Source organism: Thalassobacillus cyri (assembly GCF_900107755.1).
Classification (GTDB): domain Bacteria; phylum Bacillota; class Bacilli; order Bacillales; family Halobacillaceae; genus Thalassobacillus; species Thalassobacillus cyri.
The window spans coordinates 290,871-305,912 of sequence record NZ_FNQR01000003.1 but is presented as its reverse complement, the minus strand read 5'-3'; the positions used below and the strand labels follow the sequence as shown (position 1 = coordinate 305,912).

Annotated in this window: 17 protein-coding genes and 1 pseudogene; 17 read left to right on the top strand and 1 reads right to left on the bottom strand. The window is 40.3% G+C overall.

Annotated features, from left to right (window positions below; all coding sequences use genetic code 11):
* Position 1 precedes the first annotated feature (1 nt).
* The 7 genes from BLV00_RS05675 (at position 2) to BLV00_RS05645 (ending at position 7,552) form a co-directional block, all read left to right on the top strand.
* Positions 2-1,498 carry an alkaline phosphatase family protein gene (locus BLV00_RS05675; protein WP_093043294.1) on the top strand — a complete coding sequence of 499 codons (1,497 nt, stop codon included), beginning with the start codon at positions 2-4 and terminating at the stop codon, positions 1,496-1,498.
* Positions 1,461-2,219, top strand: a complete 759-nt coding sequence (locus BLV00_RS05670; RefSeq protein ID WP_093043292.1) for a glycosyltransferase family 2 protein — start codon at positions 1,461-1,463, stop codon at positions 2,217-2,219. The genes BLV00_RS05675 and BLV00_RS05670 overlap by 38 nt, the downstream gene beginning before the upstream one ends.
* Before the next feature lie 66 nt (positions 2,220-2,285).
* Positions 2,286-3,050, top strand: coding sequence for a hypothetical protein (locus BLV00_RS05665; RefSeq protein ID WP_093043290.1), 765 nt, complete (start codon positions 2,286-2,288; stop codon positions 3,048-3,050).
* Positions 3,051-3,071: 21 nt separating this feature from the next.
* Positions 3,072-4,016, top strand: coding sequence for an FTR1 family iron permease (locus tag BLV00_RS05660; protein ID WP_093043288.1), 945 nt, complete (start codon positions 3,072-3,074; stop codon positions 4,014-4,016).
* 68 nt (positions 4,017-4,084) lie between these two features.
* Positions 4,085-5,566 (top strand): glycosyltransferase family 39 protein, encoded by a 1,482-nt coding sequence (locus BLV00_RS05655; RefSeq protein WP_093043286.1) that lies wholly within the window; start codon positions 4,085-4,087, stop codon positions 5,564-5,566.
* Positions 5,567-5,580: 14 nt separating this feature from the next.
* The gene (locus BLV00_RS05650; protein WP_093043284.1) at positions 5,581-6,897 is read left to right on the top strand and encodes a UDP-glucose dehydrogenase family protein; all 1,317 of its coding nucleotides are present in this window, start codon (positions 5,581-5,583) and stop codon (positions 6,895-6,897) included.
* Positions 6,898-7,000: 103 nt separating this feature from the next.
* A complete protein-coding gene (locus BLV00_RS05645) occupies positions 7,001-7,552 on the top strand; it encodes a P-loop NTPase family protein (protein ID WP_093043282.1) in 552 nt (183 codons plus the stop codon).
* A gap of 192 nt (positions 7,553-7,744) precedes the next feature.
* Here the strand turns inward: BLV00_RS05645 and BLV00_RS21905 are convergent, their stop codons facing one another.
* Complete coding sequence (locus BLV00_RS21905) at positions 7,745-7,891, bottom strand: hypothetical protein (RefSeq protein ID WP_176791340.1); 147 nt, start codon at positions 7,889-7,891, stop codon at positions 7,745-7,747.
* 172 nt (positions 7,892-8,063) lie between these two features.
* Here BLV00_RS21905 and BLV00_RS05640 point away from each other — a divergent pair, with 172 nt between their 5' ends.
* The 10 genes and pseudogenes from BLV00_RS05640 (at position 8,064) to BLV00_RS05595 (ending at position 14,866) form a co-directional block, all read left to right on the top strand.
* Entirely contained in the window at positions 8,064-8,345 is a 282-nt protein-coding gene (locus tag BLV00_RS05640; protein WP_093043280.1) for a glutaredoxin family protein, read from the top strand.
* Positions 8,346-8,462: 117 nt separating this feature from the next.
* Positions 8,463-9,260, top strand: a complete 798-nt coding sequence (locus BLV00_RS05635) for a nucleotidyltransferase domain-containing protein (RefSeq protein ID WP_093043278.1) — start codon at positions 8,463-8,465, stop codon at positions 9,258-9,260.
* Positions 9,261-9,372: 112 nt separating this feature from the next.
* Complete coding sequence (locus BLV00_RS05630; protein WP_093043276.1) at positions 9,373-9,819, top strand: NUDIX hydrolase; 447 nt, start codon at positions 9,373-9,375, stop codon at positions 9,817-9,819.
* A gap of 33 nt (positions 9,820-9,852) precedes the next feature.
* Positions 9,853-10,575 carry a nucleotidyltransferase domain-containing protein gene (locus BLV00_RS05625; protein WP_093043274.1) on the top strand — a complete coding sequence of 241 codons (723 nt, stop codon included), beginning with the start codon at positions 9,853-9,855 and terminating at the stop codon, positions 10,573-10,575.
* 393 nt (positions 10,576-10,968) lie between these two features.
* On the top strand, positions 10,969-11,391 hold the full coding sequence (gene fosM / locus BLV00_RS05620; protein ID WP_093043272.1) for a FosM family fosfomycin resistance protein: 423 nt from the start codon (positions 10,969-10,971) through the stop codon (positions 11,389-11,391).
* 28 nt (positions 11,392-11,419) lie between these two features.
* Positions 11,420-11,989: a GNAT family N-acetyltransferase gene (locus BLV00_RS05615; RefSeq protein WP_093043270.1), complete on the top strand. Its 570-nt coding sequence runs from the start codon at positions 11,420-11,422 to the stop codon at positions 11,987-11,989.
* 64 nt (positions 11,990-12,053) lie between these two features.
* Positions 12,054-13,070 (top strand): annotated as a pseudogene (locus tag BLV00_RS05610) (serine hydrolase domain-containing protein).
* Positions 13,071-13,328: 258 nt separating this feature from the next.
* Positions 13,329-13,484: a hypothetical protein gene (locus BLV00_RS21900; RefSeq protein WP_176791338.1), complete on the top strand. Its 156-nt coding sequence runs from the start codon at positions 13,329-13,331 to the stop codon at positions 13,482-13,484.
* 15 nt (positions 13,485-13,499) lie between these two features.
* Positions 13,500-14,117 (top strand): hypothetical protein, encoded by a 618-nt coding sequence (locus tag BLV00_RS05605; RefSeq protein ID WP_093043268.1) that lies wholly within the window; start codon positions 13,500-13,502, stop codon positions 14,115-14,117.
* Between the two features lie 332 nt (positions 14,118-14,449).
* On the top strand, positions 14,450-14,866 hold the full coding sequence (locus tag BLV00_RS05595) for a GNAT family N-acetyltransferase (protein WP_093043266.1): 417 nt from the start codon (positions 14,450-14,452) through the stop codon (positions 14,864-14,866).
* Positions 14,867-15,042 lie beyond the last annotated feature (176 nt).

Genomic DNA, 15,042 nt, shown 5'->3' with positions numbered 1-15,042 from the left:
TATGAAGCAGGCATCCACATTTGAGGTGATTGCTGCAAGAGGTTGGAACTTGTTGAATGAAGGGAAACCGTTCACACCGATTTTTGTCGTCGGTACGATACTCCTCTTTTATATAGGAGAATGGGGGAATCCTTCTTTCTGGCAAACGGCAGGATTCAGTTTGTTATTAATTGTGCCGTTGCTGGCATTACATTATCACTTTGATTTCCCCTTGCTTTTACGTAATTATTTATGGCTGCCGTTTGTGGCCTACTTAATCCTTTGGGGTGAGGTGAATCTCCCTCTATTAACGTTTGCGCTTGGTCTATATTTCTTTTTTACGGTCTTTTTTTGGGGCACCTTTTATTATCATTTACGTATTGGCACTTCATGGCTCAATTTCACACGTTTCTGGAAGCTTGTATTGAAAAATAGTGATTCGACAAGTGGAAATGCCCAGGAGCAGCTGCCTAAGTTTCTACTGATTCTTTCCGTATGGGATTTGTTTTACGACAAGCTAGGCAACGGCATGGCGGTTGACTATACGTCATACGCTTTGTTCCTGTTGGGAGTATGGGCGTTAAGCTGGATTCTTCACCGCTATTTGTTTGACTGGAAGCCAGAAGTAAAAGAAACCTTAACAGAACCTATTGAGGACACCGGTGAGAAAAGTGATAAAGTAATCATGATTGTCATCGATGGAATGAGAAAGGAACGTTTCCAGGAAGCGAATACTCCTTTCCTGGACAAACTTCGGAAAAATGGTACGGAATATGCTCAGATGGAAACCGTTTACCCCGCAAGGACTGTCGTCTGCTTTTCTTCCATGATGACCGGCACCTATCCTCAGGAGCATGGCATTAAATCGAATATGGTGTGGAAGCTGGGTATCAAGGTGGAATCAATTTTTGACTCTTTACGCAAAATAGGGAAAAAAGGCCGTCTTCTAGGGGTGGCTCATTTGATAGATGCCATGGGAGACGACGTAGATGCCTATACGGCTGTAATGGACAACGATTCTGTCGACAAGGGAATTCTGGAAAATGCAAAACGCATCATGGAAAAGGAAGACTTGGACTTTTTCAATATTCAATTGATCAGTACGGATCAAACAGGTCATAGTCGTGGTGTCCTCTATGATGAATATATCCAAAAAATCGAGGAGGCCGACCACTTGATCGAGGAGTTCGTTTCCTGGATGGATACGAAGGGATATATGAAGAATACCACCTTGCTTATCTGTGCGGATCATGGCCAGGCAGATGGTATCGGAGGACATGGTCACCTTGATGAAGGGGAGCGTTATGTCCCATTCTTCATGTATGGGCCACAGATTGAACAAGGGAAAGTGATTGATGATAAACATAGTTTGATTTCTGTAGCACCGACCGTAGCTCAATTATTAGGAGCCCCTTATCCTGGCCATAGCAGAGGATCCGTACTTACAGATGCACTCAAATATGCAAGAAAGGAACATAAACATGAAACAGAAAGTCATCGTATTTCTACCAGCTCATAATGAAGAAGAATCTATTGGACAGGTTATTCGTAAAGTGCCTCGAAACTTTCACCCGCAAATTGAAGTCGAAATTCTTGTCATCAATGACGGATCGACGGACAGGACGGTGGAAGTGGCGAAGGAAGCAGGAGCCGACCATATTTATACACACACCGTCAATAAAGGGTTAGGGGCCTCTGTGCGGGAAGGACTCAAGCAATCTTATCAGCTGAGAGCGGATGTCGCTGTCATGATAGATGCTGATAATGAGTACCCCGCCTGGGAAATTCCAGAATTGATCCAGCCGATTTTAGATGGAGAATACGACTATACCATGGGTTCACGATTTCTCGGTACAATTGATGGGATGAAGATCCATCGCCGTTTAGGCAATTATTTCTTTACCTTTCTTCAATCCATTCTTCTTAGAAAATGGATCTATGATGGCCAGTCAGGCATGCGCGCGTTCTCAAGACAGGCTATCCAACATGCTGAAATCATTCATGATTATAATTATGCGCAAGTATTGACATTGAACCTGGTGAGAAAAGGCTTCCGTGTCAAGGAAATCCCGATTACGTATCAAGTACGCTCTAAAGGGCAGTCGTTCATCAAGTTCCGTGCCTATATGACTTCTGTGCTTCCTGCGATTGTCAAAGAGATGTCTCGTTGTCACATAAAAGTCGATATTGTACGTAAACCGTTAGAAACCAAGGGTTCGGTCGATAAAAAGACAGGCTGAAGGCGCTTTTTTATTGACATTGATATTGATAATCTTTATCATTTATTTTGACAGGAGTTGCTATCGATGAAAAAATTCAGTTTGTTTATAGCAATCATGGTATTGCTGACATTTTCCATACAATCAAATGCAGCTGCATACTCTTATGGCGACCCGAGTGAAGAGAAAATCGCTCAGGTATATGAAAAGATGGTAGCGAAATTGAACCAGTCTCCGCCAGACTTCGAGGAAGCTGAAGCATTGTTCAATACGGTTAAAGAAGAAGTCGATATGCACATGGGGAAAGAGGCATCAGAGCTGGTCCTGAACTCCATTGAAGAGGAAGACAAAGAAGCTACGATCAATAATATGCAAAAGCTGTTAGGCTTGAATATAGCCAGACGCTTAAACGCGATAGAGAACAATTTTGAAGAGTATGATACGAGTAAAAAGCTTCTGGCCAAGGGGTTTGCTACATATAAAGCTTTATCCCCGGCCATAGAAGAGCAGGATTCTGAGCTTGATGCTCAAATCAGAGAACAATTCGATTTAGCTTTGGATGCTCTTGGAAACCCTGGTTTGTTCGGGGTAGGGGAGAAAGAATCTGATAAGGAACAATATCTTGAAAGCAAATCTTTCATATTAGAAGCTTTGAAAGAACCGTTGAATATTGAAGAATTTAATGCCGGCCATTTTACTGGGAGTGCCACAGCAGAAGAAAACGACAATCAATCCACCAATGATAAGTACACCGATTTCACCGAGTGGAAAAATTGGCTGCCGCTCATTGTCTTAATCGGCGTCATTATTGCCGTTGTACTTTACTTTTTGAAAAGAAGGAAAAGATCTTAAGTCTAAAGAGGTGTGGAAATCATGGAAATCCAGGCGCTGTTAATCACCTTTCGTGAAGTGTTAGAAGCACTCTTGATCATTGGTATTATCACCACCTATCTCAAGAGGACAGAAAATAAGCAATACTCCAAGTTTGTCTGGCTCGGTGCAGGTCTTGCTGTCCTCGCCAGTATCGGTGTGGCGATGTTGTTCCAAGTCGTATTTACGAGTTTTGCAGCAATGGGAAGTGAAATGTACCTAAAAGTCACTATCATGCTTGTATCCTCTTTCTTATTGACTCAAATGGTATTTTGGATGGCAAAACACAGCAAAAACCTGAAAGGTGAAATGGAAGGAAAGATGGGGCAGCTCGTCACAACAGGAAATGTGATTGGGATGGTCATCCACTCTTTTCTAGTAGTGCTTCGTGAAGGTGTGGAAACAGTGTTTTTCTTCGCTGCTATAACTGGCGGAGATATCGGGAAAGGTTTACAGGGCTGGGGCGCGATCACTGGGGTAGTCATCGCAGCCACAGTAAGTTACCTGTTTTTCAAGGGAACCATGCGCATCCCTTTGAAGACCTTCTTCAAAGTAACGGGAGCATTCATTGTATTGATTGCTGCAGGCCTGTTCGTCCAAGGGATTTCTATGATGCAAGACTTGCAGATAATCGGAAGTGTCATGCCGCATGTATATGATATTACATGGCTCTTGCCGGAGCATCCGATTGATTACGCCCATTACTTGCGTGATACTGGTGTGGCACCGGTATTCTCAGGCGATGTAGGTATTTTCCTAAAAGCGTTGTTCGGATATTCATCGATGCCGTCGCTTGAAGAAATCATTGGTTATATCGGCTACTTTGTAGTCATTTACCTGCTTGTTCAAGCAAAGAATGATGAACCGGAAAAACAAAAAGTGACGAAGATGGAAAAACAGTCGAAAGCTGCTTATACCAATAACACTGCAGGACAAAACATTAAATAATTTGATTTTCTACAAGGCGTAATTCAATTACGCCTTGTTTTGTGTTCAATAAAGAAGGAGAAGGACGTATGAATAAGGCGGGATTTCCTACTAACAGAAAGAATTTTTTGGCATGGGCAGCATTCCTGGCATTTATAGGATTAACTTTGTTTTTCCGTCTCCTTTACGTAAGCCCATTTGCCAGATCCTGGGATCAGGTTGATTTTGCATTAGGTGTTACGGACTTCGATCTGTATACGATGCAGCCGCATTTTCCTGGTTATCCTTACTTCGTGTTGGGCGGGATGCTTATCAACGGCTTTTTAGATGACCCTGCCCGAGCGCTTTCCATTTTCAATTCTCTCCTGACAGCTTCTTCTGTCATTCCTATGTACCTGTTGTTCAGACGCCACTATGTGACAACATCTGCTTTATTGTTCGTCGCTGTTACTCATTCGATGAGCTATATGTGGGTGATGAGCACAGAACCGATGAGTGAAGCGGCTGCCGTGGCGGTGCTTTGGTGGTATATTTGGAGTTTATATCAGGCCTGTACAAAGTCGTCCTTTTATTGGATGCTGCTTCCCTTGTTACTATTCAGCATACTTACGGGGACACGCTTGTCTTACCTTCCATTTGGATTGGGTATCCTTTTGCTATGGTGGAATAAGAGGGATCAATTTGATACAAGGAAATCTTATATCCGATTTATCTTAAAGCATACACTCTTGGCGATAGCTTTTCAGTTGGTTTGGGTTGCCGGATTGGTTCTTTCTACTGGCGGTCTCGGTACATTCACGGATCTCGCCTTTGGATTCGTTAATGGCCATTTTACTGAATGGGGCGGAGCCGTTACGGTTGATTCCGTGCCGCTATGGAAGCGGATATATATCCTTTTATTTCATAATCTATTATGGAAGGCATGGTTCGTGGAGGCATGGCCAATCGCTGGATTATATACAGGCTTGATCATATTGGTGGTTTTTTTATCTATCAAAAATAAAGTTAATATAAAAAATTTTGATCGCTGGCTTTTGGTATTATGGATATGCTATTTTTTATGGGCGTTATTTGCACAGAATGTGGAGAAACCGAGGCATATCCTGCCATTGACTGGATTATCGGTGTATTTATTGTTCGTGAACCTGGCGGGACGTGTGAAGCTTTTGACTGTCAGCCTATGTCTTGTTTTGATTACGATCCAGTCTTGGCAAGGACTGGCACTGGCCAAGGAAAAAGCAACAGAGCCACCGGCTGTTTATCAGCTTTCCAATTACTTGTCTCAACTAGAAGAACCTATGATTATCTATACATGGGAGGAATCGAGGGTCATGGAATATCTTGATATTGGCTTTTCCTATAAGAAGTTATACACCTATGATTATTTCCAATCAAGATTATCTTATAGCAAAGAAAAACGGGTGTTTTTGACGGATCACGTAGTGAAGGGATTTGAAATACAGGGACATAAAGTACAGGACAAGATACGAAAAGTAGCTGTATTTCAGTCTGAGGACCTTTTTGATCCGGTTTACAACGATATTCAACTGTACGAATGGCTTGGTGAATGAAGGGGTGGCAACCATTGAAAATAAGCATAATAGGAACTGGGTATGTAGGGTTGGTTACAGGAGCTTGTCTTGCAGAGATAGGCCACCACGTGACATGCGTAGATATAGATGAACAAAAGGTCGGAATGATGCAGGCAGGGCACTCTCCCATCTATGAAGCTGGTTTGGAGGCTTTGATGCAGAAAAATATGGAAGCTGAGAAGTTATCTTTCACGACTGATTCCCGGGGAGGATTCCAACATGCAGACGTCATCTATATCGCCGTAGGAACTCCACAAAACCCAGATGGTACAACTGATCTAACGGCTGTAGAGGTGGCAGCAGAACTTATAGCACAGCACGTTGTCAAAGACGTCATTGTTGTGACAAAAAGTACGTTGCCAGTCGGTACGAATGCCTGGGTTAAAGAGCAGATCAGATTAAATTTGCGGCGTGATGTAACGGTAGAAGTCGTGCATAACCCGGAATTTTTACGGGAGGGGTCGGCTGTATATGACACGTTTAACGGAGACCGGATCGTAATTGGAGCAGAGAGCCGGGAAGCAGCATTGATTATTGAGAAAATTAATGAACCTTTTGATGTTCCTGTTTTTATGACAGACATCAATAATGCGGAGATGATCAAGTATGCCTCCAACGCATTTTTAGCCACCAAAATCAGTTTCATCAATGAAATTGCTAACATATGTGAAAAAATCGGAGCGGACGTGGGAGAGGTGTCCTATGGAATGGGGCTGGATAAACGGATCGGGTCTCATTTTTTACAGGCAGGTATCGGTTATGGCGGTTCCTGCTTCCCGAAAGATACCAGTGCCCTCGTCCATCTGGCAGGTGGAGTGGAGCATGATTTTGAACTGTTGAAGTCTGTCATTCGAGTGAACAATCATCAGCAGGCTACATTGGTTGATAAGGCAAAGCAACGCTTTGGCTCCCTTGCTGGAAAGCGGATTGCGATACTTGGTCTTGCTTATAAACCTAATACAGATGACATGCGAGAGGCAGCATCATTGACAGTCATAGAAAGGCTGGTTGAAGAGAAAGCCGCCGTGATTGCTTATGACCCCCATGCTATAGAAAAGGCAAAACCCATACTGCCACGAAGTATAGCTTATGGAGGTTCTTTGCAGGAAGCACTGACCGAGGCTGATGCTGCATTTATCCTGACAGAATGGGATGAAATCAAGCGTTTTCCGTTAAGTGATGTGGAGAGTTTGATGAACAGTCCAATCCTTTTTGACGGGAGAAATTGCTTCCAGTTGGAAGAAATACGCAAGCATAATATTGAATACCATTCTGTCGGGCGTCCAAGTATAAAAAGAGCGTTCCTGTAATATACAGGAACGCTCTTTTTAGATTCATGCTAATGTGGATAGCTATAAAAATGTATTTTTACTTTTTTATATGGCTTATAATGGAAAATGGAGGTGGGGGAACTTGAAACGAATTATGGTTTTAGGGGTCTCAGCAGGAGTAGGGAAGTCTACTTTTGCGCGAAAAATGGGAGAAGCGTTGCAGCTAAATGTCTATCATCTAGATGCGTTGTATTGGAAGCCGGGCTGGGTGGAAGCCTCATTAGAGGAGTTTAAAGACGCGCAACGGGAAATTGTAAAAAAGGAAAACTGGATTATTGAAGGCAATTACAGCAAAACTTTTGATATCCGTTCAAAACGGGCAGATACCATTATATATTTGGAACTTCCACGTTATATCTGTCTTTATCGTGCCGTTAAACGGTGGCTAATGAACATTGGTAAAACGCGGTCAGATATGGGGGCAGAGTGTAAGGAGAAATTAGATTGGGAGTTCCTTAAATACATATATACCACTTATAAATCTCGTAAAAGGAATATGAAGGAAAGGTTACATACTCTTCAAATATATGATCATATAAATGAAATCATCTACTTAAGAAGCAAATATGAAATTAAGTCTTATTTGGATAGTTTACAACGGGAGAAGGACAGGTCATTTATTATCCATTCATAACTGCTGCTCTGTTTAAACAATTTTATAAAATATGATTAACCGGTCTAGTCAGCATTCGTTTTCGTTCATATAATAAATGTACTATGCCGTATTAAATCACGCGCCGACAAAACCTACTACGCATAACATTCTTAGAGAAAGCTCTCCTATCCGGAGGGCTTTTTCATAAGATCATAAATAACTTTTAACTTTTCAAAGCAGGTTATCTTTGGTATGGGTATTTAATTTTTCGGCCAAATGTTTGGCTTCATTATAATCAGTAAAAATCTTAACTGTTTGATCCATGGGGTTTTTCAATATTTCTGTCTCACGGGAAAGATGCCTTATCAGTTTGTACAAAATTAACAACTCCTCGATTTGTATAATTGTTGTATAACTTAAGTATAACTAATTTTAATAATAATGCAATTATTTTATTTTCCATTAACCAAAAATGATAGGGATTGTTTAGCTATAAGAATTAAAGGAAAAATTATTGGTACAACAGCACTTAACGAGGAGTGAAGCATACATGAAAAATAAAATGGAGCTTGAACTATATACCAGACCGACCTGCTCGGATTGTCAGGCGGCAAAAGAGTATCTGGCCTCTCATGACATTGAGTATGAGCTCAAGGATGTCGAAGGAAATCGCAGCTTAGAAGAGGACTTAAAAGAAGTGTCAGGCACACGAATCGTCCCATCCTTCGCCTTTTACAAGAGAGGATTATTTGGTAAGAAGAAGCTGGTTAAGAACTTCATTGGTTTTGAAAATAACAAAGAAGAAATTAAAAGTATGTTGAACAGTTCATAAAATCTTAAAAGCCCTTTGCCTTTGCAGAGGGCTTTTAAGTTGTATAAAAGTTATTGAAAAGTCAGGGAATTATCGGTACAATGACGTAATATTTTATTTTCATATAGGGGGTAGGAGATGAGACAGGAACTGGCCGTGAAAAAGATTGTCAAGAGTTTGAAAAAGGACTCCAGTGTGAAGAGTATATATTTAAAAGGGTCGATGGGCAGAGGAGAACATGATGAGCATTCTGATGTGGATTTATATTGTCTTGTTAAAGAAGGAGAAGAAAAAGAATTTCTATCACGTCGTTTGGAGCATCTTAAAGTCTACAAAGAAATCATTTTTTATGATGATATTTTTATAATAGCCCCTCAGATAATAGCGGTGTACGATGATTGGCTGCATATTGATTTATTTACCGTGACGGAAAAAAACATACAAAATAAAGATTTTTTTACTGTACTTTACGACCCGGAAGGATTGATGGAAAGCTATGAGTCTAAGCAGCACTTGACATTGACCCAAGAAGAGTTCCATGATCATGTGCTCGATACAGTATGGTTCCTTTTTCAGTATAAGAAGGCTGCTGAACGAGGGAATCTTACCTGGGCAGTAGAAATGCTGCGCTATGTTATGAGACACCTGTCCTATGTGTTGTTACATCACTATGCGCCAGACCGGGCCTTACTGGGATTGAAGGCAGTACATAAATTTTTACCTCATAAGAAGCGATCCAGCTATGAAGGTATATATGAAAAAGTGACACCTTCCTCTCATCAAAAGGCTGTTCAAGAAATCACTCAGTTATTGAATAATGAATTCGAATGGATTCAGTCGCAGCTGAAATCTGATGCTCAAACTCTTCCTTTTCTTAAATTAATGATTGGTACATTTATGGAAAAAGCTTATGCTAAAGGAGAGTCAGAGGTATAGAATAGATTACTATTTTTATAGTATTTTTTAATGAGATGATTAAAACTTATTTGGGAGGTTTCTTTCGATCTGGATGAGAAGGTGAATAAAAGTATAGAAAGGAAGGGTTACCATTTTAGATTACACAAAAGAAATCAGAGGATTAATTGGAACAAGACCATTGATTTTACCTGGTTCTACCTTGCTTGTATTCAATGATTCACAAGAATTATTACTGCAGCACCGCTCTGACACAAAGGAATGGGGATTGCCTGGTGGCAACATGGAGCCAGGAGAAAGTCTGGAACAAACAGCCAGGCGGGAACTATTAGAAGAAACAGGGTTGCAAGCGGAAGAATTACAATTCAGAAATTTGCTGTCTGGTGATGAATTCTATTTCAAGTATCCAAATGGAGATGAAGTCTACAATGTTATTGGAGTTTACCAGGCGATAAACACATATGGAGAATTAGTGATGGAAGATGGAGAAAGTTTGGCACTAGGTTATTTTCCATTGAATGACTTGCCAAAAATAATGGACTATCGAGCACGGCTTATCATCGAAAAGACATTATTATAATATTTTTTGGAAAACGTGGAATAGGGGAAGCGAATGAAACCATATGAAAAGCTGGATCCAGTAAATGCAGCATATAAGTTTTTAGATAAATATTATCCTGGTTGTCAGTGTGCCATATTAGCAGGTAGTGTCGTACGTGGTGAAGCTACAGAAACTTCAGACCTGGATATAGTCATATTCGACCGTACGCTTCCTTCCTCTTATCGGGAGTCATTAATTGAATTTAATTGGCGGATCGAAGTTTTCGTACATAACTTAACTTCTTATAGACAGTATTTTGAAAGTGATTGCGAAAGAGCAAGACCATCCTTGCCACAAATGGTGGTTGAAGGAATTGTCCTAAAAGACGATGGGATAATCGTATCTATTAAGCAAGAGGCCCGAACATTATTAGAAAAAGGACCAGAAGAATGGCCTGCAAAAACAATTGAAATGAAACGTTACTTCATTACAGATATACTGGAAGATTTAATCGGAAGCTCTCAAAGGGAAGAAGAGTTGTTCATTGCGAATACCCTGGCTGAGCTGGTAAGTGATTTTGTTTTACGTACAAACCGAAGGTGGCTTGGCACATCCAAATGGACGGTGCGAGCGCTGAAAAGCTATGATGAACGATTTGCTAAGGAGTTTGTAGAAGTGTTTGATGTATTCTATAAAACTGGCGATAAAAGTAAGATTATTTTCCTTGTCGATAAAATTCTGGAACCATATGGGGGACGGTTGTTTGAAGGGTTCTCATTAGGAAAAGATGGATGATTCACAACATAAAGAGACGCTTGTCCAGTAACGGGGAAGCGTCTTGGAGAAAGTATTGTGTTAATCTTCTGATTTTGAAATAATTGGTATCAGTAGAGAGTATGTGTGTAAGAAAGAACTTCCTTTTCAGAAAGAGTCAAAAGCAATGCTATTAAAAATCTTGAATAAGAGACTTCTTTAATTATAGGGCCGTATAATGGAACACTCGATTTCGAGATGTTTATCTAAATAACGGTGCGGTGGGGAACGACTTCCTTCTCCTGACTCGGCGACCATAAAGGAAATAGTTTCTCTTGAAACTGAGTCTTCAGCAAAAGGGAGCTTTAACTGTAAAATCAATACTGTGATTTGCCAGAGCTAAGCAGCCCTTTAGGTTGGAAGGAGGAGGAGAGCATGACGATAAAAGGGTTGAATCATTTTTTATTTTCCGTATCTAACCTGGATAAATCCATTAAATTTTATCAGGACGTCTTTGAAGCAAAGCTGCTGGTGAAAGGAAGAAAAACTGCTTATTTCGATTTAAATGGAATGTGGCTTGCATTAAACGAAGAAGCTGACATTCCACGTAAGGAAATTGAGTATTCCTATACCCATATAGCTTTCACCATAGAAGAAAAGGAATTTAAAGATATTTATCAGAAGCTTGATGAATTAGCTGTGAATATCCTCCCGGGGCGCTCTAGAACAGATAAAGATAAAAAATCTATTTACTTTACAGATCCAGATGGTCACAAATTTGAATTTCACACAGGGACTTTGCAGGACAGAATCGATTACTATAAACAAGAGAAGGCTCATATGAGTTTTTACGATTGATCCTGGTTAAAGGAGAAGGTTAGAAATCATGGTAGAAATAATCGGAGAAAAAATTACACTTACAGAAGCCACAGAACAATATATTGATGAATTATTTTTTTGGAAATACGAAGAAACAGAACAGGCAGCTAAAAAGTGGAATGGACCTTATATTCCAGAACCAAAACTGACGATGAAAGAGTACCGGGAAAGCTGGGAGAACGATTATTACATCTTTCCCTCTGTGCCAAATACACTGATCATTACCGTAGAGGGTCAGTTGATAGGAACAGTCGGCTCCTATTGGGTGGATAAAAATACGAACTGGTTAGAAACAGGGATTGTCATCTATGATAAAAATTATTGGAACGGCGGTTATGGCTCAGAAGCTTACAGCCGCTGGATCGATTATCTCTTTCAATCTACTGACATAAACCGCTTAGGGATGTCAACGTGGTCAGGCAATATCCGAATGGTAAAAGTTGCTGAAAAAATCGGGATGAAAGAAGAAGCTAGAATCAGGCAAGCTCGCATGGTCGATGGTATCTACTATGATGCCATTAAAATGGGGGTTATGAGAAAAGAATGGGAAGAGCTGCAAATGAGGAGGCGGGATTAGTTGAACTTTGCAACGGAAAGGGCTGGGTTAGTAAAGACGTGCTTTAAGTGAGGAGCTATCATGAATGGAACAAGCCAAATTAAACAAAGTTATCGAAGGTGTTGTCAAGACAGTTGATTTCTCGGGTGTTGTGTATATAAAAGAAAGAGATGAGGTTACTTTCCAATCGGCTTATGGCTTAGCCCACAGGTCGGCAAGACTGTCCAATACCGTCCATACTCGATTCGGGATAGCTTCTGGCTGTAAGTTGTTCACCGCAATTGGTATTTGCCAACTGGTAGAAACAGGGGCTATTAGCTTTGATACTAAATTAAAAGACTGCTTAAATTTGGAATTTCCCAACTTTGATAAAAATATCACCATCCATCATCTTTTGACCCATACCTCAGGTATCTCCGATTATTTCGATGAGGAAGAAATGATGGACTTCGAAGAGTTATGGAAAGACCGGCCAGTTTATGAAATGACAAGTCTCCATGACTTCCTACCTTTATTTCAAGATAGCTAAATGAAGTTTTTACCTGGTGAAAGGTTTCATTACAACAATGCTGGCTATATCATACTGGGATTAATCATCGAACAACAGACCGGTGAAAGTTTTACAGACTTTATCGAAACGGAAATTTTTAAGAAATGCAGAATGAGAGACTCCGGGTATTTTTCTTTGGATCAGCTGCCTGAAAACACGGCATTGGGATACATAGACAACTCGGATGATGGGACCTGGAGGACCAACATTTATTCTGTTCCAGTAAAAGGAGGTGCCGACGGGGGAGCTTTTGTAACCGCTCCGGACATGGTCAAGTTATGGGAGGCACTTTTCAATAACGAGCTGTTAAAAAAAGAAACCACAGCATACTTATTAGAACCTCATGTGGTTGGTGGAGATGTGGATTATGGTTACGGCGTATGGATAAACAGGAAAAATGCGAAGATTTTTAACTATCATGTAATGGGATATGATCCTGGCGTCAGCTTCCATTCAGCTGTCTACCCGGAAACAGATATAAAACTTGCTATTCCCTCTAATAAAGAAAACGGTCCGTTTGACGTAATGAGAGCCATTGAAAAACAATTCTAACAAGGGAGGAGTTATTATTTCTTATAAAGAAGGTCGGCCTACCAATGATGCTATGGAACACTTATCAAAACATGAAGGATATCCCACCAGGCGGGCTAATCTGAATCAGTTGCCCAAAGGGGTACGTTATATCGGCTATTTTATTATCGGCTGCGTTGTGTTGATGTTTCTAAGTGTATTCGTAAGTTTCTTTCTTAAATGATTTCTTAGTAACAATCATGATGAAATTGACAGGGGTGATTTTTCATTTTAGATCTTATGATATTTTTCTTTGTTGCGATAGGTGGAGGGATCGTAGCGCTTATCAGTTTTATCCTTATTTTGGGTCAAAAAATTACTGCACCTAATAAAGAACTGCAGCAAAAGGTCTATGAACTTGAAAACAAAGTGAAGCAGTTAGAAAGAAAAGGATGACAGAAAGGAAATAGGATGAAAAGACTTTATTGGATATCTACGTTCATATTTCTGTTACTGATAAGTGCTGGATGTACGAAAGATATTGAAACCCCGGCGACCATAGCTAAAACGCCTGATTCAGATTACAGAAATACATTTGAAGGCTTGAATTTAGGGATGCTGTGGGATTTTGAATTTTATTTACCTGAGGCGGATAAAAGATGGGTGACTCTATGGGTGGAAAGGTATGAAGAAGGGGAGAAAGAATCAGAGCCTGTCACGCAGTTGTCCTATGGGATGGGCCCTAAGGAAGTAGAAGAGGGACAATTAGGATTGGGCATCATCAGCCCTCATTTAGAAGAACCTTCCGTTTTTCTTTATGCACCTGGGTCGTCCCAATCACCAAGAAAAATGACTGAAGGTTTCAAACCTGAATTTCCAAGTGCATGGGGGTACGCCATCGGGGAAGAAAAAGTAGAACTGAAACTGGGCGAAACAATGGTTTTAGGAGGTTACAGGCAGTCTTCGACAGAAGGCTCTATCCAGGTACAGGATTTTCAAAGCAAAGAATCTATTGAAGAAATGATTAAAGAAGATCATACAATGTTGTTGTTGAAAATTAAAATAGAAGAAAGAACAGATGCAAAGTAACTATTATAAGGAGGAGCTATGGAAAATCATATCACTCTAAAAGCATTGCAAGAATACATTAAGAGGGAAAGACTTCAAAAATGCTTACTTCCAGAAGCTGATTGAAGAAGTGGGAGAGCTTGCTGAAGCAATACGAAAAGATTAGCGGTTGGACAAGCATGATGGGATCAAAGGAACAATCGAGGAAGAATTGTAGGATGCCCTTTATTATATTGTTGCTTTAGCGAACGTGTATGAAATCGATTTAGATAAGGCGTTTTATTTAAAGGAAAAAATCAACGAAGAGAAATATAAGTGAGCACGTAACTTGAGAATAAAGGAAGTAGGTTGTAATGGAATTTAACTTGAAAAATGGAAAAACACTAAGTGTGCATGATTATGCCGACAAATACTTTCCTGCTATCCAAGAGTTGAATAAGCAAGAACAGTGGATGAATCTGTTTGAGAAAGGGAAAGAAACCAGGCAGGCATGGGGAAATTCCAATATCGCCTTTGTCGTGAAGGATAAAGAGAATGTAGTGGGTTATATAAGAGGACTTACAGATAAGCACGTTTCCCTGTATATTTGTGAACTCTTAATAGCTAAGGATTATCGAGGAAAAGGAATTGGTGGAGGATTGCTGGATTACGTACATAAGCTGTATCCCAAGACCAGGATGGAAATGCTCGCAACGAGCGCCTCACACACTTATTATGAATCGCATAGATTCCGACCATTTTATGGTTTCAGAAAGACATACCATGAGTAATGGCAACTAGTCACACTCAAAACCTAACACCTTATGAACGTTAGGTTTTGAGTGTTTTCTACGTTAATGGAGTAATAGCTTAAAGCTGTGACAGTTATACAAAATAACAACCACTTCAATCGTTTGAACTATATAAGGCAGCGTATCCGCCTTTTTTCGTTGTAACAGCCTCCGAA

Bases quoted from the DNA above. Each gene is read 5' to 3' on its own strand.
- BLV00_RS05675 (WP_093043294.1), top strand. From the start codon at position 2: ATGAAGCAGGCATCCACATTTGAGGTGATTGCTGCAAGAGGTTGGAAC.
- BLV00_RS05670 (WP_093043292.1), top strand. From the start codon at position 1,461: ATGAAACAGAAAGTCATCGTATTTCTACCAGCTCATAATGAAGAAGAA.
- BLV00_RS05665 (WP_093043290.1), top strand. From the start codon at position 2,286: ATGAAAAAATTCAGTTTGTTTATAGCAATCATGGTATTGCTGACATTT.
- BLV00_RS05660 (WP_093043288.1), top strand. From the start codon at position 3,072: ATGGAAATCCAGGCGCTGTTAATCACCTTTCGTGAAGTGTTAGAAGCA.
- BLV00_RS05655 (WP_093043286.1), top strand. From the start codon at position 4,085: ATGAATAAGGCGGGATTTCCTACTAACAGAAAGAATTTTTTGGCATGG.
- BLV00_RS05640 (WP_093043280.1), top strand. From the start codon at position 8,064: ATGAAAAATAAAATGGAGCTTGAACTATATACCAGACCGACCTGCTCG.
- BLV00_RS05635 (WP_093043278.1), top strand. From the start codon at position 8,463: ATGAGACAGGAACTGGCCGTGAAAAAGATTGTCAAGAGTTTGAAAAAG.
- BLV00_RS05625 (WP_093043274.1), top strand. From the start codon at position 9,853: ATGAAACCATATGAAAAGCTGGATCCAGTAAATGCAGCATATAAGTTT.
- fosM (WP_093043272.1), top strand. From the start codon at position 10,969: ATGACGATAAAAGGGTTGAATCATTTTTTATTTTCCGTATCTAACCTG.
- BLV00_RS05615 (WP_093043270.1), top strand. From the start codon at position 11,420: ATGGTAGAAATAATCGGAGAAAAAATTACACTTACAGAAGCCACAGAA.
- BLV00_RS21900 (WP_176791338.1), top strand. From the start codon at position 13,329: ATGATATTTTTCTTTGTTGCGATAGGTGGAGGGATCGTAGCGCTTATC.
- BLV00_RS05605 (WP_093043268.1), top strand. From the start codon at position 13,500: ATGAAAAGACTTTATTGGATATCTACGTTCATATTTCTGTTACTGATA.
- BLV00_RS05595 (WP_093043266.1), top strand. From the start codon at position 14,450: ATGGAATTTAACTTGAAAAATGGAAAAACACTAAGTGTGCATGATTAT.